The sequence below is a fragment of the Pseudomonas schmalbachii genome, from assembly GCF_017589465.1.
GTDB lineage: Bacteria > Pseudomonadota > Gammaproteobacteria > Pseudomonadales > Pseudomonadaceae > Pseudomonas > Pseudomonas schmalbachii.
In genome coordinates, this window is the sequence record NZ_JAELYA010000001.1 from 1,189,069 (window position 1) to 1,215,527 (window position 26,459).

At 66.6% G+C, this 26,459-nt stretch carries 27 protein-coding genes and 1 tRNA gene; 12 read left to right on the forward strand and 16 right to left on the reverse strand.

The window, feature by feature from the left end; genetic code table 11:
- On the reverse strand, positions 1 to 1,143 hold the full coding sequence (gene earP, locus JFY56_RS05290) for an elongation factor P maturation arginine rhamnosyltransferase EarP (RefSeq protein WP_208312527.1): 1,143 nt from the start codon (positions 1,141 to 1,143) through the stop codon (positions 1 to 3).
- 165 nt (positions 1,144 to 1,308) lie between these two features.
- Here earP and JFY56_RS05295 point away from each other — a divergent pair.
- Both JFY56_RS05295 and JFY56_RS05300 read left to right on the forward strand, forming a co-directional pair.
- A tRNA-Ser gene (locus JFY56_RS05295) sits at positions 1,309 to 1,398 on the forward strand.
- Positions 1,399 to 1,793: 395 nt separating this feature from the next.
- Positions 1,794 to 2,045 carry an Lpp/OprI family alanine-zipper lipoprotein gene (locus JFY56_RS05300; RefSeq protein ID WP_208312428.1) on the forward strand — a complete coding sequence of 84 codons (252 nt, stop codon included), beginning with the start codon at positions 1,794 to 1,796 and terminating at the stop codon, positions 2,043 to 2,045.
- Between the two features lie 122 nt (positions 2,046 to 2,167).
- Here the strand turns inward: JFY56_RS05300 and JFY56_RS05305 are convergent, their stop codons facing one another.
- The 3 genes from JFY56_RS05305 to JFY56_RS05315 all read right to left on the reverse strand — a co-directional run bounded on the left by JFY56_RS05305 (position 2,168) and on the right by JFY56_RS05315 (position 4,170).
- A complete protein-coding gene (locus JFY56_RS05305; protein ID WP_208312429.1) occupies positions 2,168 to 3,148 on the reverse strand; it encodes a L,D-transpeptidase family protein in 981 nt (326 codons plus the stop codon).
- A 72-nt stretch (positions 3,149 to 3,220) separates the two neighbouring features.
- Entirely contained in the window at positions 3,221 to 3,499 is a 279-nt protein-coding gene (locus JFY56_RS05310) for a hypothetical protein (protein ID WP_208312430.1), read from the reverse strand.
- A gap of 65 nt (positions 3,500 to 3,564) precedes the next feature.
- Positions 3,565 to 4,170, reverse strand: coding sequence for an arylesterase (locus JFY56_RS05315; protein ID WP_208312431.1), 606 nt, complete (start codon positions 4,168 to 4,170; stop codon positions 3,565 to 3,567).
- A 10-nt stretch (positions 4,171 to 4,180) separates the two neighbouring features.
- On the opposite strand from JFY56_RS05315, the gene JFY56_RS05320 reads away from it, so the two are divergent.
- Genes JFY56_RS05320 through greB form a run of 3 tightly spaced genes read left to right on the forward strand, consistent with a single transcriptional unit; the run spans position 4,181 to position 7,903 of the window.
- Positions 4,181 to 4,870 carry an ABC transporter ATP-binding protein gene (locus tag JFY56_RS05320; RefSeq protein WP_208312432.1) on the forward strand — a complete coding sequence of 230 codons (690 nt, stop codon included), beginning with the start codon at positions 4,181 to 4,183 and terminating at the stop codon, positions 4,868 to 4,870.
- Between the two features lie 5 nt (positions 4,871 to 4,875).
- Entirely contained in the window at positions 4,876 to 7,365 is a 2,490-nt protein-coding gene (locus tag JFY56_RS05325) for an ABC transporter permease (RefSeq protein WP_208312528.1), read from the forward strand.
- Positions 7,366 to 7,405: 40 nt separating this feature from the next.
- Entirely contained in the window at positions 7,406 to 7,903 is a 498-nt protein-coding gene (greB, locus tag JFY56_RS05330; protein ID WP_208312433.1) for a transcription elongation factor GreB, read from the forward strand.
- Positions 7,904 to 8,140: 237 nt separating this feature from the next.
- Here the strand turns inward: greB and JFY56_RS05335 are convergent, their stop codons facing one another.
- Positions 8,141 to 8,461, reverse strand: coding sequence for a hypothetical protein (locus tag JFY56_RS05335; RefSeq protein WP_208312434.1), 321 nt, complete (start codon positions 8,459 to 8,461; stop codon positions 8,141 to 8,143).
- Positions 8,462 to 8,650: 189 nt separating this feature from the next.
- On the opposite strand from JFY56_RS05335, the gene thpR reads away from it, so the two are divergent.
- The gene (gene thpR / locus JFY56_RS05340) at positions 8,651 to 9,166 is read left to right on the forward strand and encodes an RNA 2',3'-cyclic phosphodiesterase (protein ID WP_208312435.1); all 516 of its coding nucleotides are present in this window, start codon (positions 8,651 to 8,653) and stop codon (positions 9,164 to 9,166) included.
- On the opposite strand, the gene JFY56_RS05345 is transcribed toward thpR, so the two are convergent.
- Positions 9,163 to 10,050, reverse strand: coding sequence for a LysR family transcriptional regulator (locus tag JFY56_RS05345; protein ID WP_208312436.1), 888 nt, complete (start codon positions 10,048 to 10,050; stop codon positions 9,163 to 9,165). The two genes, thpR and JFY56_RS05345, sit on opposite strands and share 4 nt — an antisense overlap.
- Before the next feature lie 93 nt (positions 10,051 to 10,143).
- Between JFY56_RS05345 and JFY56_RS05350 the strand changes: the two genes are divergently transcribed.
- The gene (locus JFY56_RS05350; RefSeq protein ID WP_208312437.1) at positions 10,144 to 11,175 is read left to right on the forward strand and encodes a YeiH family protein; all 1,032 of its coding nucleotides are present in this window, start codon (positions 10,144 to 10,146) and stop codon (positions 11,173 to 11,175) included.
- Between the two features lie 188 nt (positions 11,176 to 11,363).
- On the opposite strand, the gene JFY56_RS05355 is transcribed toward JFY56_RS05350, so the two are convergent.
- Both JFY56_RS05355 and JFY56_RS05360 read right to left on the reverse strand, forming a co-directional pair.
- Positions 11,364 to 11,798, reverse strand: coding sequence for a DoxX family protein (locus JFY56_RS05355; protein ID WP_208312438.1), 435 nt, complete (start codon positions 11,796 to 11,798; stop codon positions 11,364 to 11,366).
- A 103-nt stretch (positions 11,799 to 11,901) separates the two neighbouring features.
- Positions 11,902 to 13,326 (reverse strand): MltF family protein, encoded by a 1,425-nt coding sequence (locus tag JFY56_RS05360; protein ID WP_208312439.1) that lies wholly within the window; start codon positions 13,324 to 13,326, stop codon positions 11,902 to 11,904.
- Between the two features lie 217 nt (positions 13,327 to 13,543).
- Here JFY56_RS05360 and JFY56_RS05365 point away from each other — a divergent pair, with 217 nt between their 5' ends.
- Both JFY56_RS05365 and JFY56_RS05370 read left to right on the forward strand, forming a co-directional pair.
- Positions 13,544 to 14,350 (forward strand): TatD family hydrolase, encoded by an 807-nt coding sequence (locus tag JFY56_RS05365; protein WP_208312440.1) that lies wholly within the window; start codon positions 13,544 to 13,546, stop codon positions 14,348 to 14,350.
- Between the two features lie 197 nt (positions 14,351 to 14,547).
- Positions 14,548 to 14,913, forward strand: a complete 366-nt coding sequence (locus JFY56_RS05370) for an Mpo1-like protein (RefSeq protein ID WP_208312441.1) — start codon at positions 14,548 to 14,550, stop codon at positions 14,911 to 14,913.
- Between the two features lie 13 nt (positions 14,914 to 14,926).
- Here JFY56_RS05370 and JFY56_RS05375 read toward each other — a convergent pair whose 3' ends face one another.
- The 5 genes from JFY56_RS05375 to JFY56_RS05395 all read right to left on the reverse strand — a co-directional run bounded on the left by JFY56_RS05375 (position 14,927) and on the right by JFY56_RS05395 (position 20,574).
- A complete protein-coding gene (locus tag JFY56_RS05375; protein ID WP_208312442.1) occupies positions 14,927 to 15,724 on the reverse strand; it encodes an acyl-CoA thioesterase in 798 nt (265 codons plus the stop codon).
- A gap of 140 nt (positions 15,725 to 15,864) precedes the next feature.
- Entirely contained in the window at positions 15,865 to 16,626 is a 762-nt protein-coding gene (locus tag JFY56_RS05380; RefSeq protein WP_208312443.1) for a CHAD domain-containing protein, read from the reverse strand.
- A 78-nt stretch (positions 16,627 to 16,704) separates the two neighbouring features.
- On the reverse strand, positions 16,705 to 18,696 hold the full coding sequence (locus JFY56_RS05385; protein ID WP_208312444.1) for a transglutaminase TgpA family protein: 1,992 nt from the start codon (positions 18,694 to 18,696) through the stop codon (positions 16,705 to 16,707).
- Complete coding sequence (locus JFY56_RS05390; protein WP_208312445.1) at positions 18,693 to 19,646, reverse strand: DUF58 domain-containing protein; 954 nt, start codon at positions 19,644 to 19,646, stop codon at positions 18,693 to 18,695. The genes JFY56_RS05385 and JFY56_RS05390 overlap by 4 nt, the downstream gene beginning before the upstream one ends.
- A gap of 10 nt (positions 19,647 to 19,656) precedes the next feature.
- Positions 19,657 to 20,574 (reverse strand): AAA family ATPase, encoded by a 918-nt coding sequence (locus JFY56_RS05395; RefSeq protein WP_208312446.1) that lies wholly within the window; start codon positions 20,572 to 20,574, stop codon positions 19,657 to 19,659.
- A gap of 186 nt (positions 20,575 to 20,760) precedes the next feature.
- Here JFY56_RS05395 and JFY56_RS05400 point away from each other — a divergent pair, with 186 nt between their 5' ends.
- Positions 20,761 to 21,546, forward strand: a complete 786-nt coding sequence (locus JFY56_RS05400) for a dienelactone hydrolase family protein (RefSeq protein ID WP_208312447.1) — start codon at positions 20,761 to 20,763, stop codon at positions 21,544 to 21,546.
- Positions 21,547 to 21,850: 304 nt separating this feature from the next.
- Positions 21,851 to 22,564, forward strand: coding sequence for a 4'-phosphopantetheinyl transferase family protein (locus JFY56_RS05405; RefSeq protein WP_208312448.1), 714 nt, complete (start codon positions 21,851 to 21,853; stop codon positions 22,562 to 22,564).
- Positions 22,565 to 22,574: 10 nt separating this feature from the next.
- On the opposite strand, the gene JFY56_RS05410 is transcribed toward JFY56_RS05405, so the two are convergent.
- Together JFY56_RS05410 and JFY56_RS05415 are read right to left on the reverse strand one after the other, a co-directional pair.
- Positions 22,575 to 23,231, reverse strand: a complete 657-nt coding sequence (locus tag JFY56_RS05410; RefSeq protein WP_208312449.1) for a thiopurine S-methyltransferase — start codon at positions 23,229 to 23,231, stop codon at positions 22,575 to 22,577.
- 13 nt (positions 23,232 to 23,244) lie between these two features.
- Complete coding sequence (locus JFY56_RS05415) at positions 23,245 to 23,439, reverse strand: hypothetical protein (RefSeq protein WP_208312450.1); 195 nt, start codon at positions 23,437 to 23,439, stop codon at positions 23,245 to 23,247.
- Positions 23,440 to 23,793: 354 nt separating this feature from the next.
- On the opposite strand from JFY56_RS05415, the gene JFY56_RS05420 reads away from it, so the two are divergent.
- Positions 23,794 to 24,561 (forward strand): DODA-type extradiol aromatic ring-opening family dioxygenase, encoded by a 768-nt coding sequence (locus JFY56_RS05420; RefSeq protein WP_208312451.1) that lies wholly within the window; start codon positions 23,794 to 23,796, stop codon positions 24,559 to 24,561.
- A gap of 142 nt (positions 24,562 to 24,703) precedes the next feature.
- On the opposite strand, the gene JFY56_RS05425 is transcribed toward JFY56_RS05420, so the two are convergent.
- Complete coding sequence (locus JFY56_RS05425; RefSeq protein ID WP_208312452.1) at positions 24,704 to 26,434, reverse strand: DEAD/DEAH box helicase; 1,731 nt, start codon at positions 26,432 to 26,434, stop codon at positions 24,704 to 24,706.
- Between the last annotated feature and the right edge of the window lie 25 nt (positions 26,435 to 26,459).

Consider the following 26,459-nt stretch of genomic DNA (forward strand, 5'->3'; position numbering starts at 1 on the left):
TCAGGGGGCGTATGATAGCCAATTTGTATAAAAATGCACCAGCCCCGCAGCAAGATCCGTTTTCTCCGCCAATTCGTCACTCCATTGCATTGCCTGTTTTTCCCATTGCGGAACAAGGACTTCCAGTCGTTTCCAGGCCTCGCCCATGTCGCCTCGGGCATTCCAGGCTCCCCAGCAGGCCTCCAGTGCCGGCTTCAGCTCCGCCGGCATCCGCTCGGTATACAGCGCGAGGAAGGCATCGAGTTTTTCCAGATGCGCCTCCTCTTCCTGCTGGTAGATCTGCCAGATGAATGGCCGCCCCGCCCATTGCGCGCGGACGAAGGAGTCCTCCCCGCGCACGGCATTCAGGTCGCAGCCCCACAGCAACAGGTCATATTCCTCCTGCCGCACGAACGGCAGCACCTGCACGCGCAGTGCGCCGCGCTCATGGCAGTCGCCGATTGTCAGGCTCTCTCGCCCCAGCCAGCGTGCCACATCGCCCAGCGCACGGCCTTCGGGCACCAGCAGCAAGGTCGGCCTGGCGCCCTGCTCCAGCAGATCGAGCCACACCGGGATTGCCGCATTCTCGTAGGCGAACAGCGAAATCAGCCGCTCATGCGGTCGCATCTGGATGCCGAGGGAGCGCAGGAAACCCTCCCGCGCCTGTGCATCCGCCTGGAATGCCCGGCGCCGCTCGATCAGGCCGGCCTCCCGCAGCAGCCCGCCGGTATTCGCCTGGAAGCCGGGAAAGTAGAAGTACTTCTGCAGTCCGCACGCCTGCAATGAAGGCAGGCCATGGCAGTCCTCCACCCATGGCTCCGCGCTGAGATATTCCAGGTTCAGCCAGAGCGGCCGCACGGCCCGTTCGCGCATGGCTTGTATATAAGCTGCGGGCAACTGGCAGGCGAACGCCTCGATGACCACGTCCGCAGCCTCGGTCGCCTGCCAGGGCGACGGCCAGGCGCAGACCTCGACTCCCGAGTGCGACTGCCGCGCCAGCGAGACGTCGGCCTCGGGACAGAGCCGGGCAAAGGGAGCCAGGTCGTCGACCCACAGACGCACCCGCTGGCCGTGGTCGGTCGCCAATTGGCGCGCCAGCCGCCAGGTGACGCCAATGTCGCCATAGTTGTCGACCACCGTGCAGAAAATGTCCCAGCTCGCCATCTCGTCCACCCCAGCCATACAGGCCGCCAGTGTAACAACGGGATATCCGCGGATTCCTCCCCGTTCGCCTTAAGCCGATGAATCCGTTGAAAAAAAGATTTGCGTTCGGCGAACCGTTCGGCTACATTGCGCGCCTCGACGAACACAGCGTCGTCGAGAAACTCTGGTGAGGTGTCCGAGCGGTTGAAGGAGCACGCCTGGAAAGTGTGTATACGGGAAACCGTATCGAGGGTTCGAATCCCTCCCTCACCGCCAGATCAAAAAGCCCGGCTAAGCAATTAGCCGGGCTTTTTCGTTTCCGCGCCATACACTTGCCATGCACCAAAGTTGGACTTGGACAAATGAATATCCGCGATTAAACAGTTGCTTTTCCAGAGCACTCGGATATCTAGTCACTTCCCCAGGCCCCGCGTGAAAGCATGCTGCCATCACTTCCGGACTCTTTCCTGCAACATTCCCCGGGCACACTGCACAAATTTTGCGCAACTTCCCGATAGCAGTAAGGAAACTCTCTCCGCGCTTAAAAAAAAGTGCCGTACTTGCGCTCGGTCGGTTTACTTACTAAAAGTAATAGGTACTATGTAGTCCGGCTAATTTCCCGATCATGGGAGATTGCTTTTAATGGAAATGTCCACCTTAAGGGGAACACGATGAACAACGTTCTGAAATTCTCTGCTCTGGCTCTGGCTGCTGTTCTGGCCACCGGTTGCAGCAGCCACTCCAAAGAAATCGAAGCTCGTCTGACTGCTACCGAAGACGCAGCTGCCCGTGCTCAAGCTCGTGCTGACGAAGCCTACCGCAAGGCTGACGAAGCTCTGGCCGCCGCTCAGAAAGCCCAGCAGACCGCTGACGAGGCTAACGAGCGCGCCATGCGTATGCTGGATCGCGCCAGCCGCAAGTAATAGGTCCAGTACCTATTATAAAAGCCGACCTACGGGTCGGCTTTTTTTATGCCTGCAACGCGGGCAAGAAAAAACCCGCTCGACCTTTCGGCCGGCGGGCTCCTTCATCGCGCCCCGCTCAGTCAGGGCACTTGCATCAGATCCGGATCAGCCGCCGTTGCAGCAACGGGCGCACCCTGCTCATGCGGCTGGGCAATGGCAACCGGCAAGCCATCCTCGGCGGCCACAACTTCGCGCACCACATTCCAGTCCATCTGCATCTGGTTGGCGATATCTTCGCGCTGGAGCAGGGCATTGATCACCGCGGTGTGTTTATCCACTACCGACGGATCGCCCTTGTCGTCGATCGGCGCATGCGCTTCCAGATAGATCTTTCCTTCGCTCCGGCCGAACTTGTAGGGCTCATTGATGATGCGCACCGGAGTGCCTACCGGAATCATCGAGAACAACTGGGTAACATCCCAGTTGTACATACGGAAGCAACCGTGACTGGTACGGGTACCGATGCCGAACTTCTTGTTCGAGCCATGGATCAGGTAGCCATGGAAGCCGAGATTCATCTTGAACGGGCCCAGCGGGTTATCCGGCCCCGGCGGCACCATGGCCGGCAGCGGATCGCCGTCGGCAGCGTGCTCGGCACGAATCGACGCCGGCGGATACCAGGCCGGGTCCTTGGTCTTGCTGATGACCTTGGTACTGCCCAGCGGCGAGCCCCAGCCTTCACGACCGATACCCAGGGCATAGGTGTAAACCACGCCCTTGCCTTTCGGGTAGTAGTACAGGCGGTATTCGGCCAGGTTGATGACCACGCCTTCGCGCGGCCCAGGCGGCAGGATGAAGCGCGTCGGGATGATCACTTCGGTGCCGGTGCCCGGCAGCCAGGCATCGACGCCCGGGTTAGCCGCGAGCATTTCCTGATAGCCGAGACCGTACTGCTCACCCAGGGCGGCGAAGGTATCCTCGTACTTGGCCTTGATGACCTGCACCTGGCCGACGATATCCTCGCCCGGCGCGGGCAACGGCAGTTCAATGGCAGAGGCATGGCCGGCCGTGAGCAGCGCGGCTAGTGACAGCGAGCAGGCGGCGAATACGCGCGACAACATCCGGAAATCCTTGACGAAGCATTATGGCAAAGGGGCAATAGTTTACCACTGAGCACCTGCCCGCTGGAAAGTTCAGCCCGTCCAGGAAAATCGCGCGCCGCGCCGTTCTTCTTCCAATTGTTTCAGACAGTCGGCACACACGCGGCGATCGCGCAGCTGCCGCCGCTCCACTCCGCGCCAGGCGGGATGTGCCGGCAGCAATCCACCGCAAAGGGTGCGATCGGCCGAATTCCCCAGTTCGAGCTGGCGGGCGACCAGGTGCACGCGCAGCTCGCGGCAGGCGAACAGGTCGAGCTGTTCGTCGGGCTCGATCAACTGGTAGGCGTAGAGGGTCCAGGCGGGGCGCGACATGGGGGCTCCTGAAGGGTGCGCAAACATAGCCGAAAGACCCGCGCTGTGGAAGCCCGAAACGGCCCTCAGAGCAGCGGTTTCAGTGTTGGCCAGAGATTTTCCAGCAGCAGCGGCTGAGCATCGGCAGCCGGGTGGATGCCATCCGGCTGCATCAACTGCGGATTCCCACCGACGCCCTCGAGGAAGAACGGCACCAGGGCGACCTTCTGCTGCTCGGCCACCTGCTGGAAGACCTGGGCGAATGCCTGGGTGTAGCGTTCGCCATAGTTCGGCGGCAGGCGCATGCCGAGCAGGATTACCCTGGCACCCGACTCGCGCGACGCGGAAACCATCGCGGCAAGATTCTGTTGCAAATGCATGGGCGCTATTCCGCGCAGGCCGTCATTGCCGCCCAGCTCGATCACCACCAGCTCCGGCTTCTCCTCTGCCAGCAGCGCCGGCAGGCGCGCGCGGCCCCCTGCGCTGGTGTCGCCACTGATCGATGCATTCACCACCCGATAGTCGTAGCCCTGCTCCTGCAGACGCTTCTCCAGCAGGCTGACCCAGCCCTGGCTGGTATCCAGCCCCAAACCGGCGCTGATACTATCGCCAACGACCAACAGCGTCTGCGCCGCGGCCTGCTGAGCCAGCAGGAGCAGTGTCAGGCAACCGCTCAATAGCCATGCACGCATCGGATCCTCCATGAGCGCAAGCATTCTCACCGCGCAGAACCTTAGCAAGGTCGTCCCCAGTGCGGAAGGCGAGCTGACCATTCTCCACGACCTCACGCTGGAGCTTTCCCGCGGCGACAGCCTCGCCATCGTCGGCATTTCCGGCTCCGGCAAATCCACCCTGCTCGGCCTGCTCGCCGGCCTCGACGAACCCAGCTCCGGCAGCGTCCACCTGGCCGGACACACTCTCGGCCAGCTCGACCAGGACCAGCGTGCACGAGTGCGCGCCGCCCACGTCGGCTTCGTGTTCCAGTCGTTCCAGTTGCTCGACAGCCTGAATGCCCTGGAGAACGTCATGCTGCCGCTGGAGCTGGAAGGTCGCGCCGATGCGCGCCAGCGCGCCCGCGAGCTGCTCGACCGGGTCGGCCTGGGCCAGCGCCTGAGCCATTATCCGCGCCAGCTTTCCGGTGGCGAGCAGCAGCGCGTGGCCATCGCCCGCGCCTTCGCCGCGGAACCCGACGTGCTGTTCGCCGACGAGCCCACCGGCAACCTCGACACCACCACTGGCCAGCACATCAGCGACCTGCTCTTCGAACTCAACCGCGAGCGCGGCACCACACTGGTACTGGTCACCCACGACGAACGCCTGGCGCGCCGCTGCCGCAGACGCATCCGCCTGGAAAGCGGGCATCTGGTCGAACACGCGGAACTCTGCGAATGACGCACCTGCCGCTGCCACGCCTGTTCGCCCTGGCGATGCGCCAATTGCTGCGCGAATCCCGCAGCGGGGAACTGCGCGTGCTGTTCTTCGCCCTGCTGATCGCGGTGGCCGCCAGCTCCGCCATCGGCTACTTCAGCGCCCGGCTGAACGGCGCCATGCTGGTCCGCGCCGCCGAGTTCCTTGGCGCCGACCTGGTCCTGAGCGGCACCCGCCCGGCCTCGCCGGAACAGGTGGAAGCGGGCCTGCGCCTGGGCCTGCAGCACGCCGGCAGCGTCGAATTCTCCAGCGTCATCACCACCGACCAGGGCATCCAGCTGAGCAGCGTCAAGGCGGTGAACGAGACCTATCCCCTGCGCGGCGAGCTGAAAAGCGCCCCCGCCCCGCTGCAGCCCGACGTGCCCGGCGGCAAGCCGCAGCCCGGGGAGCTCTGGGTCGAGTCGCGCCTGCTGGCCAGCCTCGATCTGCGCGTCGGCGACAGCGTCGACATCGGCCGGCAGAAGCTGCGCATCGCCCGCGTGCTGACCTTCGAGCCGGACCGCGCCGGCGACTTCTACAGCCTCACCCCGCGAGTGCTGATGAACATGCAGGACCTGGATGCCACCGGCGTCGTGCAGCCCGGCAGCCGGGTGCGTTACCGCGATCTTTGGGGTGGCTCCACGGACGCGCTGCAGGCCTATAGAAAGGCAGTGAGCGGCGGTCTGGAGGCCAACCAGCGCCTGCTGGACGCCCACCACGGCAACCGGCAGATCGGCGACGCCCTTGGCCGCGCCGAGCGCTACCTGAATCTCGCCAGCCTCGCCGCGGTGCTGCTCGCCGGCGTCGCCGTGGCACTCTCGGCGAACCGCTTCGCCACCCGCCGCTACGATGCCAGCGCCCTGCTCCGCTGCCTTGGCCTGTCCCGCAGACAGACCCTCGCGCTGTATGGATTGCAACTGTTCAGCCTGGGACTGGTCGCCAGCCTGTGTGGCGCGGTACTCGGCTGGCTGGCGCAGCTCGGCCTGTTCCAGCTGCTCGCCAATCTGCTGCCGCCGCGAGTCCCGCCGGCCGGCATCTTCCCCGCCATCGCTGGCATCGCCACCGGGTTGATCGCCCTCGCCGGCTTCGCCCTGCCGCCGCTGGCCGCGCTCGGCCGCGTGCCGCCGCTGCGGGTGCTGCGCAGCGACCTGCTGCCGGTGCCGATGCGCACCTGGATGGCGTACGGCTGCGCCATGCTCGCCCTCGGCCTGATCATGTGGCGCCTGAGCCTCGACCTGCGCCTGACCCTCGCCCTCCTCGTCGGCGGCCTGCTCGCGGCCGTGGCGCTGGGCGCAGCCCTGCTGCTTGCCCTCAACGGCCTGCGCCGCCTGCTGGAACGCGCCAGCCTGCCCTGGCGCCTCGGTCTCGGCCAGTTGCTGCGCCATCCGCTGGCCGCCGCCGGGCAGAGCCTGGCTTTCGGCCTGATCCTGCTGGCCATGGCGCTGATCGCCCTGCTACGCGGCGAACTGGTGGATACCTGGCACGAACAGCTGCCGGCCGACGCGCCCAACCACTTCGCGCTGAACATCCTGCCGGATGAAAAGCAGTCCTTCGAAGACCGCGTGAAGGCCCTGTCGCCCCACGCCGAACCGCTGTTCCCCATGGTGCCGGGGCGCCTGGTGGCGGTGAACGGCAAGCCGGTACAGGCGCTCAGCGAGGACGTACGCAGCGAGCGCGCCCTGCAACGCGACCTCGGCCTGACCTGGTCGGCGCGGCTGCCGTCGGGCAACGCGGTGGTCGCCGGCAGTTGGTGGGATGGCTCGCGCGGGGACCTGCCCGGGGTATCCGTGGAAGAAAAGCTCGCCGGCAACCTCGGCCTGAAGCTGGGCGACCGGCTGACCTTCAACATCGCCGGACAGACCCGCGAGGCCCGCGTGCAGAGCCTGCGCTCGGTGAAGTGGGACAACTTCCAGCCGAACTTCTTCATGGTCTTCGAGCCGGGCACCCTGTCCAACCTGCCGGTGACCTACCTGACCAGCTTCTATCTGCCGGCCAGCCAGGAGCGCGAGCTGATCGAACTGGCGCGCGCCTTCCCCACCGTCACGCTGCTGCCGGTCGATGCGCTGCTGTCGCAACTGCGCAGCATCCTCGACCAGGTCACCCTGGCGGTCGAATACGTGCTGGTGTTCGTCCTCGCCGCCGGCTTCGTGGTGCTCTTCGCCGGCCTGCAGGCGACCCTGGACGAACGCCTGCGCCAGGGCGCCCTGCTGCGCGCGCTGGGTGCCGAACGCAACCTGCTGCTGCGCACCCGGCGCAGCGAGTTCGCCCTGCTCGGCGCCGCCAGCGGCCTGCTCGCCGCGCTCGGCTGCGAAGTGGTCAGCTTCCTGCTTTACTGGCTGGTCTTCGACCTGCCGTGGCGCCCGCACTACTGGCTGCTCGGGCTGCCCGTACTGGGCGCCCTGCTGGTCGCCGGCGCCGGCCTGCTGGGCACGCGCAAGGCACTGAACATCAGCCCGTTGCGCCTGCTTCGGGAAAGCTGATCGAATACACCGGAATCCCGCTGGAAACCCTCGAACACCCATGAGTCGCTACCGTCCGCCGCGCACCGCCGGCACCCCCCTGATCACTCCGGAAGGCGAGGCGCGCCTGCGCGCCGAACTGCACGAACTGTGGAACGTACGCCGCCCGCAGGTCACCCAGGCGGTCAGCGAAGCCGCCGCCCTCGGCGACCGCTCGGAGAACGCCGAGTACATCTACGGCAAGAAGATGCTGCGCGAGATCGACAGCCGCGTGCGCTTCCTGCGCAAGCGCCTGGAAAACCTCAAGGTGGTGCGCGAGCGTCCGGCCGATCTGGGCAAGGTCTATTTCGGCGCCTGGGTCACCCTGGAGGACGAGGACGGCGAGCAGTCCCGCTACCGCATCGTCGGCCCGGACGAACTGGACCTGCGCAACAACCTGATCAGCATCGACTCGCCACTGGCGCGGGCGCTGGTCGGCAAGGAACTCGACGCCGAGGTGCTGGTGCACAGCCCGGCGGGCGAGAGGTTCTGGTACATCGTCGAGATCGAGTACCCGTAAAGCGGGCTTGGAAATCCTGATCGCGGGCATGGCCCGCTCCTACGGGATGGCACACCTCTGTAGGAGCAACTGCCTTGCGACCGAGGATGCTTTTTGTAGGGTGGACAACGCGAAGCTTGTCCACCGCCCCGTCGCACTGCGCTTGACGGTGGAAAGGCGGGGCGGCCATCCGTTTCGCCGTTTTCCACCCTACGCTCTGCACGAACGAACCGTAGGGCCATGCCCGCGATCACATGGTCAGAGCGCAGGCGGGCGGCGGGTGATCAGGCCCTGGCGGGCGACGCGGGTCAGTTCGCGCACCAGCGGTTCGAGCTGTTCGCGCGACGGCGCCTGGACCACGGCGAAGTCGAAGCTGTCGGTAGCGAAACGGGCGATGTCTTCCAGGCTCTGGGCGAACTGGATGAGGAAGGTGCGCGAACCGTCCCAGCGTTTCGGCCAGCCTTCGAGATAGCGAACGAGAGTCGGCTGGTGATTGCCGCCAAGGAGGATCTTCGGATTGCGGCGCACCAGTCCGGTGGTGATGGGTGCCAGGCGCACAAGGGGTGTGGGACAGGTCATGGTGTCATGTCTCCGCCTCTGGGGTCCTGCTGGACGCGGCGAGAGGCACACCGAACCAGCGCTTTAGCGGTATTTCGATGCTTCGGAAGAAGCATCCGCGCCCCGCAAGTTGCTATTTAAATCGGCGCTGTGCGGCATCCTAGAGAAGCCCGGGCGATACTGTCAAGGCGACTTCCCGGGAGACCAGGCATGACCACTCCACCCCTGCGGCTGTTCTTCGCCCTGCCCTGTCCGAAGGATCTGGCCAACCTGCTCTACGCCTGGCGCGAGGGCATCGGCGCGGATGGCCGGCCGGTCGATGTGGCCAACCTGCACATGACCCTGGCATTCCTCGGCTCGGTGCCGCGGGGCCGCAAGTCCGAGCTGCTGGAGCTGGGCAAGACCCTGCCGCGGGAAGCCTTCACCCTGCAGCTGGATCATCTCGGACGCTGGCGCAACGGCATCCTGCATCTATCACCCAGCATTACCCCAGAGCCGCTGCTGAATCTGGTCCATCGCCTGCGCGAGATGCTCGTCGCGCTGGACTTTCCCGTGGAGCAGCGCCCCTTCCATCCTCATCTCACCCTGGCCCGCCACAGCATCCGCTTGCCCGACGCACAGCCGTCGTTCGCCTGGCCGGTGCGCAAGATCACCCTGTTCAGTTCGGAAAACAGTCCCCGCGGCGTGCATTACCGGGCTATCGGCGACTGGTCGCTGAATCCCTAGCGCTCCGGCCAGATCGCGGCGAACTCCAGGAAGCGGCGCAATCCGGCCGTAGGGAACTTGTCGATATGCAGGGCGCGGAAGAAGGTGCGTTTCAGCGGACCGAGCGGAGTATCGAGCTCGACCAGTTCGCCGCGCGCCAGCTCGGCCGCCACCACGCGCCGCGACAGACAGCCCAGGCCGGCACCGCTGGCGACCAGATGCTTGATGGCCTCCGCATTGCTCACTTCCAGCGGCGCCCGCAGGCTGCCGAGGCGCGGCAGCACCTGCTGCTCGAAGGTCTCGCGAGTGCCCGAGCCCGCCTCGCGCAGCACCCAGCGGGCCTCGGCCAGTTCGTCCAGACCTGCGCATGGAAGCGCGACAAGGGGATGATCGGGTGCCGCCACCACCAGCAGCTCATCCTCGATCCATGGCGACAACTGGATCTGTGGATGCTGGATCGGCGCTTCGATGAAGGCGACGTCCAGGCGGAATTCGCAGAGTGCCTGGAGAATGTCGCGGCTGTTGGCGACCTGCAGGTTCAGGCGGCTGTCCGGCAGTTCGGTGAGGAAGCCGGCCATCACCTGTGGCAGCAGATAGCCGCCGATGCTACGACTGGCCCCAAGGTTCAACTGCACCGGCGCGTTGTCGAACAGCGCTTCCAGCTCCGCGCTCTGCGCCAGCAGCGCGCAGGCCTTGGGGTACAGCGCGCGGCCGTTGTCGTTCAGCGCCAGACGCTTGCCGCTGCGGTCGAACAGGCGCGTGCCGAGGGCGCGCTCCAGCTCCTGCAGCGCCTGGCTGGCGGCGGACTGGGACAACGCGATGGCGGCAGCGGCCTGGGTGACGTTGCCGTGCTCGGCGATGGCGGTGAAGGTCGCCAATTGGCGAAGGGTGATGCGCGGCGCCATATCGATAAAACCGGTCGATCCAATAAGAACAATCCGTTTTTACACTAAGCGAGACTGGCACACCATGGGGCCACCTTACACAAGGAGCCCGTCATGCCCACCCTACGCCGTATCCCCCACTTGCTGCCCGGTGCCCTGCTCTGCCTTGTCCTCGCCGGTCTCGCACGGCTTTCCATCGAGCTGCCAGGCATGCAACAACTGGGTCTCGGCAGCCTGACCCTGGCCATCCTCTTCGGCCTGCTGGTCGGCAATCTGGGCGGCGCGCGGCTCATTACGCTGAAGCCGGGCGTGGACCTGTCGCGCCAGCATCTGTTGCGCCTGGGGGTGGTGCTGTACGGCTTGCGCCTGACCTTCCAGGACATCGCCGCCCTCGGCCCCGCGGCGCTGGTCATCGATGTGCTGATGGTCGGCAGCACGCTGCTCGTCGCCTGGTGGATCGGCGTTCGCTGGCTGCGCCTGCCCCGCGAGAGCGCCCTGCTGATCGGCGCCGGCAGCGCCATCTGCGGAGCCGCGGCGGTGATGGCAAGCAGCCCGGTGCTGCGCGCCCGCGCCGAGCACACGGCGGTCGCGGTCGCCACCGTGGTGCTGTTCGGCACCCTGGCGATGCTCCTGCATCCGTTGCTGTTCAACCACCTGCCGCAGTTGTTCGCCAGCAGCAAGGCATTCGGCATCTTCAGCGGTTCGACCATCCACGAGGTGGCCCAGGTGGTGGCCGCCGGCCGCGCCATGGACCCGGCCGCCGCCGACGCCGCGCTGATCAGCAAGATGCTGCGGGTCCTGCTGCTGGCCCCCGCGCTGCTGCTCCTCGGTCAACTCGGCAACAATGGTGAACACGGTGCAACAGGACGACGCCTGCATATCCCCGGTTTCGCCGTCGCCTTCCTCGGCGTCACCGCCCTGCGCTCGCTGGACCTGATCCCGCACGCCTGGCTGGCGCCCCTGCAGCAACTGGACGAAGTGCTGCTCGGCATGGCCATGGCCGCGCTGGGACTGGCCACCCGCCTGGCCGACCTGCGCCGCGAAGGACCGCGTCCGCTGCTGCTGGGCGCCGGCCTGTTCGTCTTCCTGCTGCTGGGTGGCTGGCTGATCAACAGCGGCGTGCAGCACCTGTTCGGCCAGCAATGAAAAAGGGTTCCTGGCGGATTATCGGGACGTAGGTTGGCGCTGAGCGCAGCGAAGCCCAACGGTGCAGTGCCGGGCTGACGTTGGGCTTCGCTGCGCTCAGCCCAACCTACGCTCTACGGGAGAGACTTTTCGGACGCAAAAAAGGCGGACCCTTTCGGTGTCCGCCCCTTCGATGCGACTTCCGGGAATCAGCTGGAAAGCTTGCCGTCCAGCGAGAAGCGACCGGCGCCGCTGACCAGCAGAGCGACGCTGATCATCAGCAGGGTCAGGGCGTATTCGTAGCCGTTGTTGGTGATGAAGAAGCCGTTGGCGATATGCACACTGAAGATCGCCACGCCCATGGTGAAGATCAGCGCCACCGCTGCCGGGCGCACCAGCAGTCCGATCACCAGCGCCAGGCCGCCGAAGAATTCCGCACTGCCGGCCAGCGCCGCCATCAGGTAGCCCGGCGTCACGCCGAGGGACTCCAGCCACTGGCCCATGCCCTGCAGCCCCGGGCCGCCGAACGCGCCGAACAGCTTCTGCGAACCGTGGGCCATGAAGGTCAGGCCGGTGGTAATGCGCAGGATTGCCAGGCCGATGCCGGCGTTGGTGGAAAGAATCGATTTGATCAGTGAGTTCATGGCGCATCCTTGAGTGGGAGTGGGTGGCTGCTGAACAACACTATAGTCAACGAATCAGATAACAGAAGCGCAAAAATGCGTTAGAAATGATCGGCAAGACGGATCATTTCCGGGAGGTTGCCACCTTCTCCTGCGGCTCCAGGCCATCCCGTTCGCGCTGGAAGGCGAGGTAGTACTTGTTCACGCTGCTGACGTAGTTGACCACGCCCATGCCGATCTGGTCGGCCGCCACGCGCTCCACCTGGAAGAACCACTGATTGGGATTCAGGCCGCGCCTGCGCGCCTCGGCTCGCAGGCTCTGCACGCGCTCCGGCCCCATGTTGTAGGCGGCAAGGACGAATGCCAGGCGCTCGCGCTCGTTCAACCGCGGGCTGGAGAAAAACTTGCGACGCAGCATGGCCATGTACTTGCTGGCGGCCTGCACGTTGGCCTCTTTCTGCTGCACCGAGCCAACGCCAACGCTGCGCGCGGCCGCCGGGGTGATCTGCATCAGCCCGGTAGCGCCGCCCGCTCCCCGGGCCGAGGCGTTCAGGTTCGACTCCTTGAACGCCACCGCCGCCAGCGCAAGCCAGTCGAGGCGGTTCTGCTCGGCATAGCGCTGCAGGGTCGGGCGCAGCGATTCCAGGCGCTTGCGGTCAGCCGTCTGCAATGGATTGCGCACCTTGTAGGCGCGCCGGTAGAGACGTACGAAGGCGCCGTCCTGGTCGGCCGGCGCGCGATAGTCCTTGAGGAAGCGGTCGACCTTGGCGCGCAGCATCGGCGCGTCGCGGCGCACGAACCAGGTCATGTCCTCGTGATTGTCGAAGACCAGGTGGCGGTCGACGCGCAGCTTGGGGAAGACCTTGGCCCAGCGCTCGGCGATCGGCTGCTCGACCACGGTGAAGTTGACGATGCCCGCATGGACCATTTCCAGCACGTCTTCCACGGCCAGCGACGGGTCCAGCCACTCGATCATCATCGGCGCCAGGCGGCGCTGCGCCAGGCGCTCGTTGACCTCGCGCAGCGCATCCCCCGCCGCGCTGCCCGCCGGCAGGGTGATGCTGCGTCCCGCCAGTTGCTCCAGTCGCGCATAGCGGCGATTGCCCTTGCGCGATACCAGCACCAGCGGCACGTCCTGGCGCCACGGCAGGCTGGCGCTGACGTTCGCACCGTCGCGGGCCAGCAGTATCTCGCCAGGAGCGACCAGATCGCCCTCGCCGCGCTGCAGGGCAGCCAGCAACTGATCCTTGGCCTTGGGAATGAACTTGATGGTGAGCGGCTTGCGCCCCGCGGCGGAATCGTTGAGGTATTGCTCGAAGGCACGCAGGCGGCGGTATTCGACGCCGATGGGTTCGCCCTGGATCTCGCCGAAGCTGTTGCGGCTCTGGTTGACCAGCACTCTCAGCACGCCGTCGCGGCGGATGCCGGCGAGGTCGCGGCTGTCGGCGCTCTTTTGCTCCCAGTGCTCCGGCTGGCTGGTCAGACGCGCAGCCGCCGGCTGTGGCAGCAAGGCCACCAGGCTCAGCAGGAGCAGCAACAGTCGCGTCATCCAGGTCTCCAGGGGTCGAAACGGTCCTCTCAGAACTCCACAACGCCTGCAAGTTCCCGGCCGCAAAAAGGGGCGCGAGGGTCTCACAGCAGGGACCGGATGCCAACCCAAAATTCTGGAAGCACTTTCAGAAGCGCCTATAACTACTTGTTTAACAAGGGTTTATTCGAAAAACGGGCATTCTGCTATGCTGCCCGCCTGAATCAAGGGAAGCACCATGCAACTGATCGACATCGGCGTCAACCTTACTCACCCGAGCCTTGCCCCGGAGCAGGAAGCCCTGATCGAGCGCGCCCGGCAGGCCGGCGTCGTGCAAATGGTGCTGACCGGCACCAGCCTCGGCGACAGCGAAGCCGCCCTGCGCCTGTGCCGGCAGTATGACGACGGCCAGCGGCTGTTCTGCACCGCCGGCGTGCATCCGCACGAAGCCAGTCACTGGGACCGCGCCAGCGCGGCCAGCCTGCGCGGACTGCTGGCCGAGCCCGAGGTTCGCGCGGTGGGCGAATGCGGCCTGGACTTCAACCGCGACTTCTCGCCGCGCCCGCAGCAGGAAAAAGCCTTCGAGGAACAACTGGCGATTGCGGCGGAACTCAAGCGCCCGGTGTTCATCCACGAGCGCGACGCCGGCGAGCGGCTGCTGGCGATCCTCAAAGACTTCCGCGACCACCTGCCGGCCGCCGTGGTGCACTGCTTCACCGGCGAGCGCAGGACGCTCTACGGCTATCTCGACCAGGACCTGCACATCGGCATCACCGGCTGGATCTGCGACGAGCGACGCGGCACCCACCTGCAAGAGCTGGTGCGGGAAATCCCCCGCGGCCGGCTGATGCTGGAAAGCGACGCCCCCTACCTGCTGCCGCGCACCCTGCGGCCCAAGCCGAAGCACGGACGCAACGAACCGGCCTTCCTGCCGGAAGTGCTCGAATGCGTGGCCCGGCATCGCGGCGAAAGCGCGGAAGACGTGGCGGCGCATACCACCGCCTGCGCCCGCGAGTTCTTCGGCCTGCCGGTGCTCACCACGTAGGTTGGCGCTGAGCGCAGCGAAGCCCAACGAAATTGGTGCAGGCCCCGCCAGATGTTGGGCTTCGCTGCGCTCAGCGCCAACCTACCTATCACGCCCATAGCCCTGGTGCATTCGCACAGGCTTCGCCCGCCACCTAGACTGCTAATCAAGGGCTGTCTGCCGTCATGGCAGCCCGGATGCGATCGAGGAAGCCAAGCATGGGCAAACGTCATCCCAATCTGTTCGCCTCGCAGTGGCACGGCTATGCCGCCAACCACCGCAACTCCACCAACCTGGCGCTGCACATCATCGCCGTGCCGCTGTTCATCGTCGCCGCGGCAACCCTGGTCAGCGGCCTGTTCGACCTGAGCCTGAGTCAGATATTGCTGGGCGCCATCGGCATCGCCGCTTCGCTGGTGATCCAGGCGCGCGGGCACAAGCTCGAAGAGCAGGCGCCGGAACCCTTCAGCGGCCGTCGCGACGCCATCGGCCGTCTGCTCGCCGAACAGTTCGTCACCTTCCCGCGTTTCGTCCTCAGCGGCGCCTGGTGGCGCGCCTGGCGCAAGAAGCACCCACGCCGCTGAACTCCCCGAAGACTCAGCCGAAGACCGTCACGGTCTGGCGCGAGATCGCCAGCAGCTCGCCGTCCGGCGTCCAGCACTGCGCAGCCGCATGCCCGTAGCCATCGCGGGCGTGCTCGATGGTCGCCAGATAACGGCACCAGTCGTTGGCGGCCAGGCGCGGCATCGGCTGGACGAACTCGATGGTCCAGGTCAGCGAACTGCCAGGTGCCGGCGCGCTCAGGTGCGGCAGCACGGCCGGCGGCCAGGTATCCACCAGCGCCAGCAGGTGGGCGGCCTCCATCTGCTCGTCGCCAACCCCGTGGCGGAAGCCCATCCAGCCGCCCATCTGCCGCGACTTGTTGGAAGTGAACGGCAGGCCGCCGACCGAGAAGCACATGGCGAAGTGCTGGAGGAACTCCGGCATCGCGCCGCGAACGAAGGGCAGCTCCTGGCTTTCCTCCGGCCCCTTGAACGAGGGCGCGGGCTCGCTGTCGACCGCCACCGCCGACTCGCGCGGCAGGCCGAAACTGCCCTGCACCACGGTCACCACCTCGCCGTTCTGCACGGCGCGGCAGAACACCTGGCTGACCGCCTTGCCCTCGCGCAGGATATCCACCTCGAAAGCGACCGGGACATCGGCCTCGACCGGGCCGACGAAGGTGATCGCCAGCGAACGCACCGGCCGCACCTCGGCCATCCGCGCACGCATGGCTTCATGGGCGAGCGCCGCCACCAGGCCGCCGAAACTCGCGCGCCCCTGGCTCCAGGTAGAAGGAATCACCACCTGCCCGGGTGCAGTGCGCACCGCCTGGATCAACTCGGAAAAATTCATCGCCGCCTCGTTTCACTGGGAAATTCCTGACAGCGATCTTAGGTGAGGGCGCGCGTGGCGTGGAAGCTGCCCGGGCCGCTGCCTGCCCATCTCATCCACACAGCGAATACAGGACAATTCACAGGACTGATCAGCGGCGATCAGGAAAGCGCGTCCAGCAATTTCTCCAGGCTGATATCGGCGCGCGCCTCGGCCAGGTCGTGCAATTCGTTCCAGCGCGGCTGCAGCGGCATCAGGTCCAGTTCGCGCTCGCTGTGCGCCAGCCATTGCTCGTAGTCGTGCCAGTCGCCCAGCGTGGACTGGGCGTCCTTCAGCGGCCCGAGCAGCCGGCGCGGCACCGGCGACTCTTGCGGATAGGCCTCCAGCGAGTAGCGCACCCGCTTGATCAGCAGACGCAGGCGATGACGGTCGTGGGCCGGGTCGACCAGTGCCTTGCGCAACTTGCGCCACTGCTTGCGCAGGCGTTTGCGCACCTGGCCGCGCAGACCACCGAGCACGCCATGCCGCTCGGCGGTTCGCCACAGTCCCGGCCAGCCGTTGAGCAGCATCATCAGGCGCTCCCACTGCGGGCTGGCGAGCAGTGCCACATAACCGGACTGCAATGCCGGGCGGCGCTGGTCCGCGGCCTTGTGGAAGCCCTCGGCCTCCAGCACCGGCAGCAGCACTTCGAGATCGCGCAACGGCCCGCTGAGGCGTCCGATGTCGCCGAGCGCCATTTCCAGTTCGTCGATCCCGGGCAGGCCGTGCACGGGGTGCAGCAGGCTGCGCAAGCGGCGCACGGCGATGCGCAGATCGTGCAGCGCCTCGCTGTCCGTGCCGGCCTGCAGGCGGATCGACGCGGAGAACAGGGCAACTTCCTGCTCGATGACATGGGCAACCAGATAGTCGCAGAACGCGGACACGGCACACTCCCCAAGGCTGGAATAATCAGGTTAGTTGTCCCGCCATCGACGGCAAGTGGGCGATGGTCGCAGTGTGTTTCAGCCGGCCTTGCGCGTGATGCGCCAGGGCAGCGCGCGGCGCAGGCGCTGCAACAGTCGCTGCAGTTCGCGCGAAGTGCCGGCCGCACGGCCGTAGCGTTGCGCCTCGAAGACATCGAGGAACGCCTGCAGCTCCGCCGCCTGCCCTGGCAAGGCGGCCTTGGCGCGCTCGACGAAGGCGCGCGGCCCCTCCCCCACCTGGCGCTGCAGCCCGTGGGGAGCCAACAGCCTTTCAAGGCGGGCGAAGCTGCGCAACTGGACATCCCGCACCAGCCGCCAGGGCTTGAACAGGAGCAGCACCAGCAGGCCCAGCGACAACGCCGCACCGCCCAAAAGGGCTATGGCCGGTCCCGGGCCGTCGAGGCTGCCGAACCAGCGCCGCAGCACCTGCGCCTGCTGCTCGCCCTGGTAGCCCAGCACCCAGCGCTGCCAGTCGTAGTTGAGGTTGTCCCAGGCCAGGCGCAGGGCATTCAGCGCGCTGAAGCCGCGATAACGCAGTGGCGAGAACGGCGCCGTCTCGAGGAAACTGCCTTCGCCGGCCAATGCCTGCTCCAGTCCCTGCTCGATCCGCGCCGGAGAGACGTGGAAGGTGGGATCGACCGCACGCCAGCCGCTGCCCGGCTGCCAGTACTCGACCCAGGCATGGGCGTCGAACTGGTGCACCAGCAGGTAGTTGCCCGCCGGGTTCAGCTCTCCGCCCTGGTAACCGGTCACCACCCGCGCCGGAATGCCGGCCGCGCGCAGGACGAAGGTCATGGCGCCGGCATAGTGCTCGCAGAAACCGCGGCGGGTGCCGAAGAGGAAGCCATCGATGCGCTCCGCGCCGGTCGCCGGAGCTCTCAGGGTGTAGGCGAACGGCTGCTCGTTGAAGTGCCGCAGCAACGCCTGCACCAGTTCGTGGGGCTGCGGATGCTCGTGGCGCAACTGTTCCGCCCAGGCGCGGGCGCGCGGGTTGCCGCCGGCCGGCAGCTGCAGGTTGAGCCCGAGGGCACGGGCACTGCTGTCAGGCTCGCGCAGGGCCTGCGGCCAGGATGTCACGCGGTAAAGCAGGCTCTGGTCCACCGGCCGGCGACGCTCGATGTGGAAGTCGCTCATCAGGCGGGCATCGTCCGGCGCGCTTTCCGGCGTATCCAGGGCGAACAGCCAGGAGCGCTCGCTGGGCTGCATGATCACCTGGTAACTCAGCGGATCGCCCTGTTTGCGCAGCTCCGGTGTCTCGTCGCGACGCCCCTGCCCCACCTGCGACCAGCGCTGGCCGTCGAAGCGCTCCAGGGTCAGCGCGCGCCAGTAGAGCTGCGCGCGCGGTGGCGGCGGGCCGTCGAAACTGGCGCGGAAGGCCAGCTCGGCGGACTGGCTCAGCTCGACGAAATCCCCCGGCATCATCGAGTCGCTGAGGCCGGTGGTGGCCTTGCCGCCGGGCATCGGCAGCGACCACAACGGCCCCAGGCGCGGGAACAGGATGAACAGCAGCAGCATCAACGGAATCGCCTGCAGCAGCAGGCCACCGGCGAGTTTGAGGGTCGGCCAGGGGCGCTCGCCGAAGCTGCTCTGCTGCAGGCCGATCAGCGCCGCCAGCAGGACGGTCACCGGCAGCAGGCTGAACAGCGCGGCGAGCATGCTGTCGTCGAACAGGTAGCTGGTCACCACGGCGAAGAAGCCGAGCAGGATCAGCACCAGCGCATCGCGACGGGTCTTCAGCTCCACCAGCTTGATGATGAAGGCAGCGATCAGCAGCACCACGCCGGCGTCCAGGCCGATCAGCGAGCCGCGCGACAGCCAGACGCCGATGCCGGCGGCGCCGACCAGCACCAGCTTGGCGAAGCCGCTGGGGTAGTTGGCGCGCATGCGGTAGACCTGGATGCGCCAGAACGCGCAGCCCAGCCAGAGCCCGACGATCCACAGCGGCAGATGGCCGAGGTGCGGCAGGATCACCACCGCCTGCGCCACCAGCAGCCAGGTCAGGGCCACCCGGGGAATCGGCTGGGTGCTCACGGCGCCTCTCCGAACAGCGCCAGGGCGCGCAGGCAGGCGTCGCGATGGCTGTCGCCGCTGGCCACCGGCAACTGCTTGCCCGGCAGGCGCAGGCCAAAGGGCTGCTGGCGCAGCGACAGCTCCAGCACCCAGTGGCAGAGCTGCGACAGGCGCCCTTCGACGTCCCCGCCGAGGACGTCGAAATCCAGCCACAGGTTGCGTCCGCTCAGCGCGGTGAAATCCTTCACCAGCAGACCCTGCCCGCGGGAATAGGCCTTCCAGTGCATGCGCCGGCGCGAGTCGCCGGGCTGGTAGGGGCGCAGGCCCTGGTAATCGTCGACGCCGTGGCCGCTGGGGCGCACGCCCTCTTCCTCGTCATCCGACGGCCCCGGCACCAGCGGCATGTCGGCGGAAAGCGGCCGCGGATAGACCAGCGCGGCCATGTCCAGGTCGAGCCAGCTCCAGGCCACCAGCAGGCCGAGCGGGAAGCGGCTTTCCACCCGCAGGCGCCCGGGCCGCAGCCAGCCACGGCGCTCGGCCGGGAGCACCAGCACCAGCTCCTCGGCCCCGTCGGCGTGGACATCGGCATGTTCCAGCTGCTCTTCCGCCCAACCCACACCGACGGCGCGCCGCTCCCTGCCCTCGCCATCCAGGCGCACGCGGAAGCAGACCTGCTCGCCGACGAACACCGGCGCCGCTCCCAGCGAGGTCAGGCGCAGCCCGCCGAGATTGCGGTAGGTGTGCAGGATGGCGACGAGGAACAGCGACAGCAGCAGGAAGGCCAGGCCGTAGGCCAGGCTGTTCTGGTAGTTGATCGCGGTGAGCAGCATCAGTACCAGCGCCACGCCGAAGGCGACGCCCTGCAGCGTGGGGATGATGAAGATGCGCCGCTGGTCGAGCTGCAGCGATGGCGACGGCGGGATGCGCCGGGCGATCCAGCTTTGCCACAGCGGCCGCACCCTGATCAGCATCTATGCATGCTCACAGCGCAGGAACTTCGCGCAGCAGCCACTGCACCAGCGCGCCGCCGCCGTGCCCGGAAGGATCGGCCTGATCGCGCAGGCGGTGTCCGGCCACCGATGGCAGGACCGCCTGCACGTCTTCGGGAATCGCATAGTCGCGCCCGGCCAGTAGCGCCCACGCCCGCGCGGCGGCCAGCAGCGCCAGGCTGCCGCGTGGCGACAGGCCGAGGGCGAAGGCCGGCTGCGTGCGAGTCGCCTCGACCAGGCGCAGGACATAGTCGACCAGCGCATCGCTGGCATGCACCGCCGGCACCTCGGCCTGCAGGGCGGCCAGTTCGCCGGGGGAAAGCATCGGCTCCAGGCGCGGCAGCAGATCGCGCCGCGCCTCGCCGAGCAGCAGCGCCTTCTCCGCGGCGCGCCCCGGATAGCCAAGGGACAGGCGCATCATGAAGCGGTCGAGCTGCGACTCCGGCAGGGCGAAGGTGCCGCCCTGGCTCACCGGATTCTGCGTGGCGATGACGAAGAACGGCTCGGGCAACGGCCGGGTCGCGCCCTCGATGGTCACCTGGCCTTCTTCCATGGCTTCGAGCAGAGCGCTCTGGCTCTTCGGCGTGGCGCGGTTGATCTCGTCGGCCAGCACCAGCTCGGCGAAGATCGGCCCCGGATGAAAGACGAACTGTCCGGTTTCCTTGTCGAACACCGAGGTGCCGAGCACATCGCCGGGCAGCAGGTCGGAAGTGAACTGGATGCGCTGGAAGCTCAAGCCGAGCACCCGCGCCAGGGCATGGCTGAGCGTGGTCTTGCCCATCCCGGGGAGGTCTTCGATCAGCAGGTGACCACGGGCCAGCATGCAGGTCAGGGCCAGGCGCACCTGGACTTCCTTGCCCAGCAGGATCTGATCCACCGCCTTCAGACAATTTTCCAGCTTGGCGCGCATCCTTACCTCTCGTCCCGGGAAATTTCCGATGCTACTGGTCTAGCGTAGGGCGGCATAGGGGTGGACGTGATTAGTGTGAACGGCGACTTGTCACCAATTGTTCGCCACGGACACCCCGGCAGCCGCCCGCCGGGACAGGCGCCGGGCTTGGTCTAACCTTGTCACTCGTCCACAGGAGGTTTGCCCATGCGTCTATTCACCGCCCTGCTGCTCCTCGGTTTCACCCTCAGCGCCCAGGCCGCGATCCAGACCCGGGAAATCCCCTACCAGGCCAGCGACGGAACCCAGATGGTCGGCTACCTCGCCTATGACGACGCCCGGTCCGGCGCCCGTCCGGGCGTGCTGGTCGTACATGAGTTCTGGGGGCTGAACGACTACGCCAAGCGCCGCGCCCGCGATCTCGCCGCACTGGGCTACAGCGCCATGGCCATCGACATGTACGGCGGCGGCAAAGTCGGCCACCACCCCGACGAAGCCCGCGGCTTCATGCAGGAGGCGCTGAAGAACGCCCATTCGGCCAAGGCGCGCTTCCAGGCAGCATTCGAGTTGCTCAAGCAGCAACCGCAGACCGATCCGACGAAGATCGCCGCCATCGGCTACTGCTTCGGCGGCAGGGTGGTGCTGGACATGGCCCGCCAGGGCATGCCGCTGGCCGGGGTGGCTGCTTTCCATGCGCCGCTTGGCACCGCTACGCCGGCCCAGCCGGGCGGAGTGAAGGCCAAGGTGCTGGTCGAGCATGGCGGCGCCGACAAGCTGGTGCCTGCCGAAGCGGTAACCGCCTTCAAGGAGGAAATGGACAAGGCCGGGGTCGACTACAAGTTCGTCGTCCAGGCCGGCGCCAAGCACAGCTTCACCAATCCGGAGGCCGACGAGGTGCACAAGGGCCACGGCCTGGATGTCGGCTACGACAAGAACGCCGACGAGAAGTCCTGGGCGGACCTGCAGGCGTTCTTCAAGGAGATATTCGGCTAAGAAGAGTCTTCGTGGAATTTCGGGAGTGGAAGGTAGGGCGGGTACAACCCGCCATGCGGACAGGGAGCGCCAAGGAAGAACAAAAAAAAGCGGGAGTCCATCCGGACTCCCGCGCTATAAAGGTCGGAGCCCGCATGCAGCGACACCCCGACAACAACCTCACCTGCGTCCCGAGGGGAACGCAAGCAAAGTGTGACAAATCACCTCCCCTGTATCCGTAATGCTTTGGTGTGCATTTGCAATCGAATGTAAACGCGCCCCCCGGAAACTGGCGGGAAGCCGGGGTGGCGGGCACAATTCAGCCATGCCCGACTCCGATGATTTCCTCTCCCCGCCGCTTGCGCACTGGCCCCTGCCCCGCGCGCTCCCTGGCGCCGTGCTGTACAGCAGCCAGTTCGCCAGCGAGCGCATCGCCGAAGATGCCTTTACCCGCCATGCGGTGCCGTTGCCGGCGAATATCGCCCGCTCGGTAGCCAAGCGCCGTGCGGAATACCTCGCCGGCCGCCTCTGCGCCCGTGCCGCCATTGCCCAGCTCAACGGCGCCCCTGCAATCCCTTCGACCGGCGAGGACCGCGCACCGGTATGGCCGCAGGGCCTGTGCGGGTCGATCACCCACAGCGACGGCTGGGCCGCCGCCGTGGTTGCGCAAAGCGGGGACTGGCGCGGACTGGGTCTCGACGTGGAACACCTGCTGGACGAACAGCGGGCACTGCGGCTGGCCCGGGAAATCCTCACCGCCGGCGAACTGACCCGCCTCGATCCGCAACAGGCAGCGCTGCAGGTCACCCTGACCTTCTCGATCAAGGAAAGCCTGTTCAAGGCGCTCTATCCGCTGGTGCGGCAGCGTTTCTACTTCGAGCACGCCGAGTTGCTGGAATGGTCAGCCGACGGCATGGCGCGGTTGCGTCTGCTGACGGACCTTTCCGAGGAATGGAGACAGGGTTGCGAAGTGGACGGCCAGTTCAGCCTGAGCGATGACCGCCTGCTGAGCCTGGTGGCGATCCCCGCACGCGCCTGAGCGGATCTTCTCAGCCGCGCGTCAGGCGATATGCCACTTCGTCGAGCTGGCGCACGCCGCGCTGGAGGAACTTGCCGTTCTCCGCCAGCACGTCGCAGCGCTCCAGTGTCTCGACCGCCCAGCCATCGCCGTAGCGCTCGCGCACTTCCGCTTCGAGAACGGCGAACGGCGGGCCGTCCATCTGCTCCTGGGGGTATTCGAGGGTTACCAGCAAGCCGCGCTGGATTGGCGGGAGAATCGCGCCCAGATGATGCACATAGGCCGCACGCATCTCCGCAGGCAGGGCGATCAGCGCGGCACGATCGTAGAACGCCCGGCAATCGGCGACATGCTGCGGCTCAAGATGGAAGAAATCGCCCTGGATGATCTCCAGACCGCCATGCCGATACAGCGGCAGCGTCCCGCACATCTCCACCGCAGGCTGCACACCAAGCGCGGAGAAGAACTCCTCCACCGCCCTGGCCGCCAGCTCCACGCCCAGCACCCGGTAGCCCTGCTCCGCCAGCCAGACGAGGTCAAGGCTCTTGCCGCACAGTGGCACCAGCACGCGCGCTCCGGGCTCGACGCCCAGCGCCGGCCAGTGGCGGACAAGGAAGGGATTGACGACGTTCAGGTGGAAACCGATCTCGTTGCGCGACCAGCGATCCTGCCAGAACTCTTCATGCATCGGGATTGCCGCCTCAGCGCTGGCGAACGGCAAGCGGCATGGCCCGGCGCAGCATGCGTGGCAGCCAGTGCTCGTGCTGCTCGCGCTCGCCGGCCACTTCGAGAACCTTGAGACTGACGCGATCGCCCTTCACCCGGAGTACCAGCACTTCGGTGCCGTCTTCCAGCGTGATGCGGTCGCCTTCCTGGAGGATGAGCGTCTGTTGCATGTTCTGTGGGCTCCTCGGGAAGAGAGAGACTTGCATATGATCGGGAGTCTCCGTGCACCTCAGAGCCACCGCCGGGAGAACTGCCCGGCAGGCCCGCACTTGATCTCAGCATAGGCTCTGTTTCGAGACAGCCATCGGAAATCGTTCGCAGCCCGGTCAGCCGGTGCGCAGACAGCGCCAAGTTCATCAGAATCGTAAATCCGGGGATTGGTTCCCGGTGAGGCAATTTATTGATTCGGCGGAAAAATAGCTGTGAACAGGATTGGCAAATTCGATTGTTATGGTCGAAAACCCATGCTGGATTTCGATCTTTCAAGACATGAACATGAGTGGTATCCGAATTGCGAGGTCACCATGCTCCCGACCCTCTTCATCTCCCACGGCTCCCCCATGCTGGCCCTTGAGCCGGGCGCCAGCGGTGCTCCGCTGCAACGCCTGGCGCATGAACTGCCGCGCCCACGTGCGATCCTGGTGGTTTCCGCGCACTGGGAAAGCCCGGACCTGCGTGTCGGCAGCGCCGCACAGCCTGCCACCTGGCACGACTTCTACGGTTTCCCGGACGAGCTCTACACGCTGCAGTACCCTGCGCCCGGCTCGCCGGAACTGGCGGCGCGGGTGGTCGAACTGCTGGCCGCCAGCGAACTGCCCGCTACCCTCGACCCGCAACGCCCGCTGGACCATGGCGCCTGGGTTCCGCTGCGGCTGATGTATCCGGCGGCGGATATTCCGGTGGTGCAGCTGTCGCTGCCCAGCCGCCTCGGCCCGGCCATGCAGGACCGGATCGGCAAGGCACTGCGCCCGCTGCGCGAGGAAGGCATCCTGCTGATCGGCTCCGGAAGCATCACCCACAACCTCGGGGAACTGGACTGGCACGCCGGCCCGGAAGTGATCGAGCCCTGGGCCCGGGAGTTCCGCGACTGGATGGTGGACAAGCTGGCAGGCGACGACGAGGCGGCGCTGTTCGACTACCGCCGCCATGCGCCCTGGGCCGTGCGCAACCATCCGCGCGACGAACACCTGCTGCCGCTGTACTTCGCCCGTGGCGCAGGGGACACGATGCACATCGAGCACGCCGGCTTCACCCTCGGCGCGCTGGGGATGGATATCTATCGCTTCGGTTGAGAGGTAGGTTGGGCTGAGCCCGCGAAGCCCAACGGTGCCATGGCTCGGCAGATGTTGGGCTTCGCTGCGCTCAGCACCAACCTACATCGGAGAAATGAAAAAGCCCCGCACTTGGCGGGGCTTCTTCATTCAACTCGGCGGATCAGTCCTCGCGGTAACGGCGCAGGCGCAGGGCCTTGCCGGCGACGCGGGTGTCCTTGAGCTTGCCAAGCAGGCGATCCAGGCCCTCTTCCGGCAGCTCGATCAGGCTGAAGGTCTCGCGGATCTGGATGCGGCCGATGGCCTCGCGGGACAGGCCGCCCTCGTTGAGGATGGCACCCAGCAGGTTCTTTGCCGCCACGCCGTCGCGGGCGCCCAGGGCGGTACGGCAGCGTGCACGGCCTTCGGTCGGCGCCGCCATCGGGCGGCGATCGCCGGAACGATCAGGACGATCGCCCCTTTCGCCACGCTCAGCGCGTTCGAAGCGCTCGCCACGGTCACTACGCTCGCGCGGTGCGGCCGGGGTCAGCGGCTGCTCGCGGCGTACGGACTCCAGGTCCAGCGCCTTGCCGGTAGTCAGCTTGGCAACCAGCACAGCGGCCAGGGTTTCGATATCGGTGCCCAGACGACGGCACAGCTCGTCGCGCACGGCGCCACGCTGGGCGACGGCGGTTTCCAGCAGCGGCTGCAGGCTGGAGGCCAGGCGCGAGATGCGTGCTTCGAGCACAGTCTCGGCATCCGGCAGGCGCACTTCGCCGACCTTCTGCCCGGTCACACGCTCGATCACCTGCAGCATGCGGCGCTCGCGCGGAGTCACCAGCAGCAGCGCGCGACCTTCGCGGCCGGCACGGCCGGTACGGCCGATGCGGTGCACGTAGGACTCGGGGTCGTACGGCATGTCGATGTTCAGCACGTGGGTGATGCGCGCCACGTCCAGGCCGCGGGCGGCCACGTCGGTAGCGATGACGATGTCCAGCGAACCGTCCTTCAGCGACTCGATCACACGCTCACGCTGCGCCTGCGGCATGTCGCCGTTCAGCGCGGCGGCGCGGTAGCCCTGGCGCTCGAGCAGCTCGGCGATGTCCAGGGTGGCCTGTTTGGTGCGCACGAAGCCGATCAGCGCGTCGAACTGCTCGACTTCCAGCAGACGCAGGATCGAGGCGGCCTTCTGGTCGGCGTGGACCATCAGGTGCACCTGTTCGATACGGGCGACAGTCTGGGTCTTGGCGGCGATGCGTACGTGCTTCGGCGTCTTCAGGTGGCGCTCGGCGATGCCGCGGATGGAAGCCGGCAGGGTCGCGGAGAACAGCACGGTCTGGCGGCTGTCCGGCATGGCCTCGAAGATCACTTCGAGGTCTTCCATGAAGCCGAGCTTGAGCATTTCGTCGGCCTCGTCGAGGACCAGACGCTGGACAGTGGCCAGCAGCTTCTCGTCGCGGCGCAGGTGGTCGCACAGGCGGCCCGGAGTGGCCACCAGAACCTGGGCGCCCTGGCGCAGGGCCTTGAGCTGCGGGCCCATGGGCGCGCCGCCGTAAACGGCGACCACGCCGACACCCGGCAGTTGCTTGGAATAGGTTTCGCAGGCGGTAGCGACCTGCAGTGCCAGCTCGCGGGTCGGCACCAGGATCAGTACCTGCGGCTCACGACGTGCCGGGTCGATGCGCGACAGCAGCGGCAGGGCGAAAGCGGCGGTCTTGCCGGTGCCGGTCTGCGCCTGGCCGATCATGTCGTGGCCTTCGAGGATCACCGGGATCGACTGGGCCTGGATCGGCGACGGCTCTTCGTAGCCAACTGCGGCGATGGCTGCGAGAACATTGGGGTGAATACCGAGCGCGGCGAAGCCGACGGTTTCCTGGGTCATGGGTTTTGCCTCTTGAAATCCGCAAAGACCCAATAGCCAGGCTGCGCATGCCCTGTAC

What these genes read in the sequence shown, in the direction of transcription:
- JFY56_RS05305 (WP_208312429.1), bottom strand. Translation starts at nt 3,148, where the DNA reads ATGTTGTCGCGCGTATTCGCCGCCTGCTCGCTGTCACTAGCCGCGCTG.
- JFY56_RS05395 (WP_208312446.1), bottom strand. Translation starts at nt 20,574, where the DNA reads ATGCGCGCCAAGCTGGAAAATTGTCTGAAGGCGGTGGATCAGATCCTG.
- JFY56_RS05420 (WP_208312451.1), top strand. Translation starts at nt 23,794, where the DNA reads ATGCTCCCGACCCTCTTCATCTCCCACGGCTCCCCCATGCTGGCCCTT.
- JFY56_RS05360 (WP_208312439.1), bottom strand. Translation starts at nt 13,326, where the DNA reads ATGACGCGACTGTTGCTGCTCCTGCTGAGCCTGGTGGCCTTGCTGCCA.
- JFY56_RS05355 (WP_208312438.1), bottom strand. Translation starts at nt 11,798, where the DNA reads ATGAACTCACTGATCAAATCGATTCTTTCCACCAACGCCGGCATCGGC.
- JFY56_RS05400 (WP_208312447.1), top strand. Translation starts at nt 20,761, where the DNA reads ATGCGTCTATTCACCGCCCTGCTGCTCCTCGGTTTCACCCTCAGCGCC.
- thpR (WP_208312435.1), top strand. Translation starts at nt 8,651, where the DNA reads ATGACCACTCCACCCCTGCGGCTGTTCTTCGCCCTGCCCTGTCCGAAG.
- JFY56_RS05365 (WP_208312440.1), top strand. Translation starts at nt 13,544, where the DNA reads ATGCAACTGATCGACATCGGCGTCAACCTTACTCACCCGAGCCTTGCC.
- greB (WP_208312433.1), top strand. Translation starts at nt 7,406, where the DNA reads ATGAGTCGCTACCGTCCGCCGCGCACCGCCGGCACCCCCCTGATCACT.
- JFY56_RS05345 (WP_208312436.1), bottom strand. Translation starts at nt 10,050, where the DNA reads ATGGCGCCGCGCATCACCCTTCGCCAATTGGCGACCTTCACCGCCATC.
- JFY56_RS05415 (WP_208312450.1), bottom strand. Translation starts at nt 23,439, where the DNA reads ATGCAACAGACGCTCATCCTCCAGGAAGGCGACCGCATCACGCTGGAA.
- JFY56_RS05390 (WP_208312445.1), bottom strand. Translation starts at nt 19,646, where the DNA reads ATGCTGATCAGGGTGCGGCCGCTGTGGCAAAGCTGGATCGCCCGGCGC.
- JFY56_RS05300 (WP_208312428.1), top strand. Translation starts at nt 1,794, where the DNA reads ATGAACAACGTTCTGAAATTCTCTGCTCTGGCTCTGGCTGCTGTTCTG.
- JFY56_RS05310 (WP_208312430.1), bottom strand. Translation starts at nt 3,499, where the DNA reads ATGTCGCGCCCCGCCTGGACCCTCTACGCCTACCAGTTGATCGAGCCC.
- JFY56_RS05350 (WP_208312437.1), top strand. Translation starts at nt 10,144, where the DNA reads ATGCCCACCCTACGCCGTATCCCCCACTTGCTGCCCGGTGCCCTGCTC.
- earP (WP_208312527.1), bottom strand. Translation starts at nt 1,143, where the DNA reads ATGGCGAGCTGGGACATTTTCTGCACGGTGGTCGACAACTATGGCGAC.
- JFY56_RS05370 (WP_208312441.1), top strand. Translation starts at nt 14,548, where the DNA reads ATGGGCAAACGTCATCCCAATCTGTTCGCCTCGCAGTGGCACGGCTAT.
- JFY56_RS05405 (WP_208312448.1), top strand. Translation starts at nt 21,851, where the DNA reads ATGCCCGACTCCGATGATTTCCTCTCCCCGCCGCTTGCGCACTGGCCC.
- JFY56_RS05375 (WP_208312442.1), bottom strand. Translation starts at nt 15,724, where the DNA reads ATGAATTTTTCCGAGTTGATCCAGGCGGTGCGCACTGCACCCGGGCAG.
- JFY56_RS05410 (WP_208312449.1), bottom strand. Translation starts at nt 23,231, where the DNA reads ATGCATGAAGAGTTCTGGCAGGATCGCTGGTCGCGCAACGAGATCGGT.
- JFY56_RS05320 (WP_208312432.1), top strand. Translation starts at nt 4,181, where the DNA reads ATGAGCGCAAGCATTCTCACCGCGCAGAACCTTAGCAAGGTCGTCCCC.
- JFY56_RS05335 (WP_208312434.1), bottom strand. Translation starts at nt 8,461, where the DNA reads ATGACCTGTCCCACACCCCTTGTGCGCCTGGCACCCATCACCACCGGA.
- JFY56_RS05315 (WP_208312431.1), bottom strand. Translation starts at nt 4,170, where the DNA reads ATGCGTGCATGGCTATTGAGCGGTTGCCTGACACTGCTCCTGCTGGCT.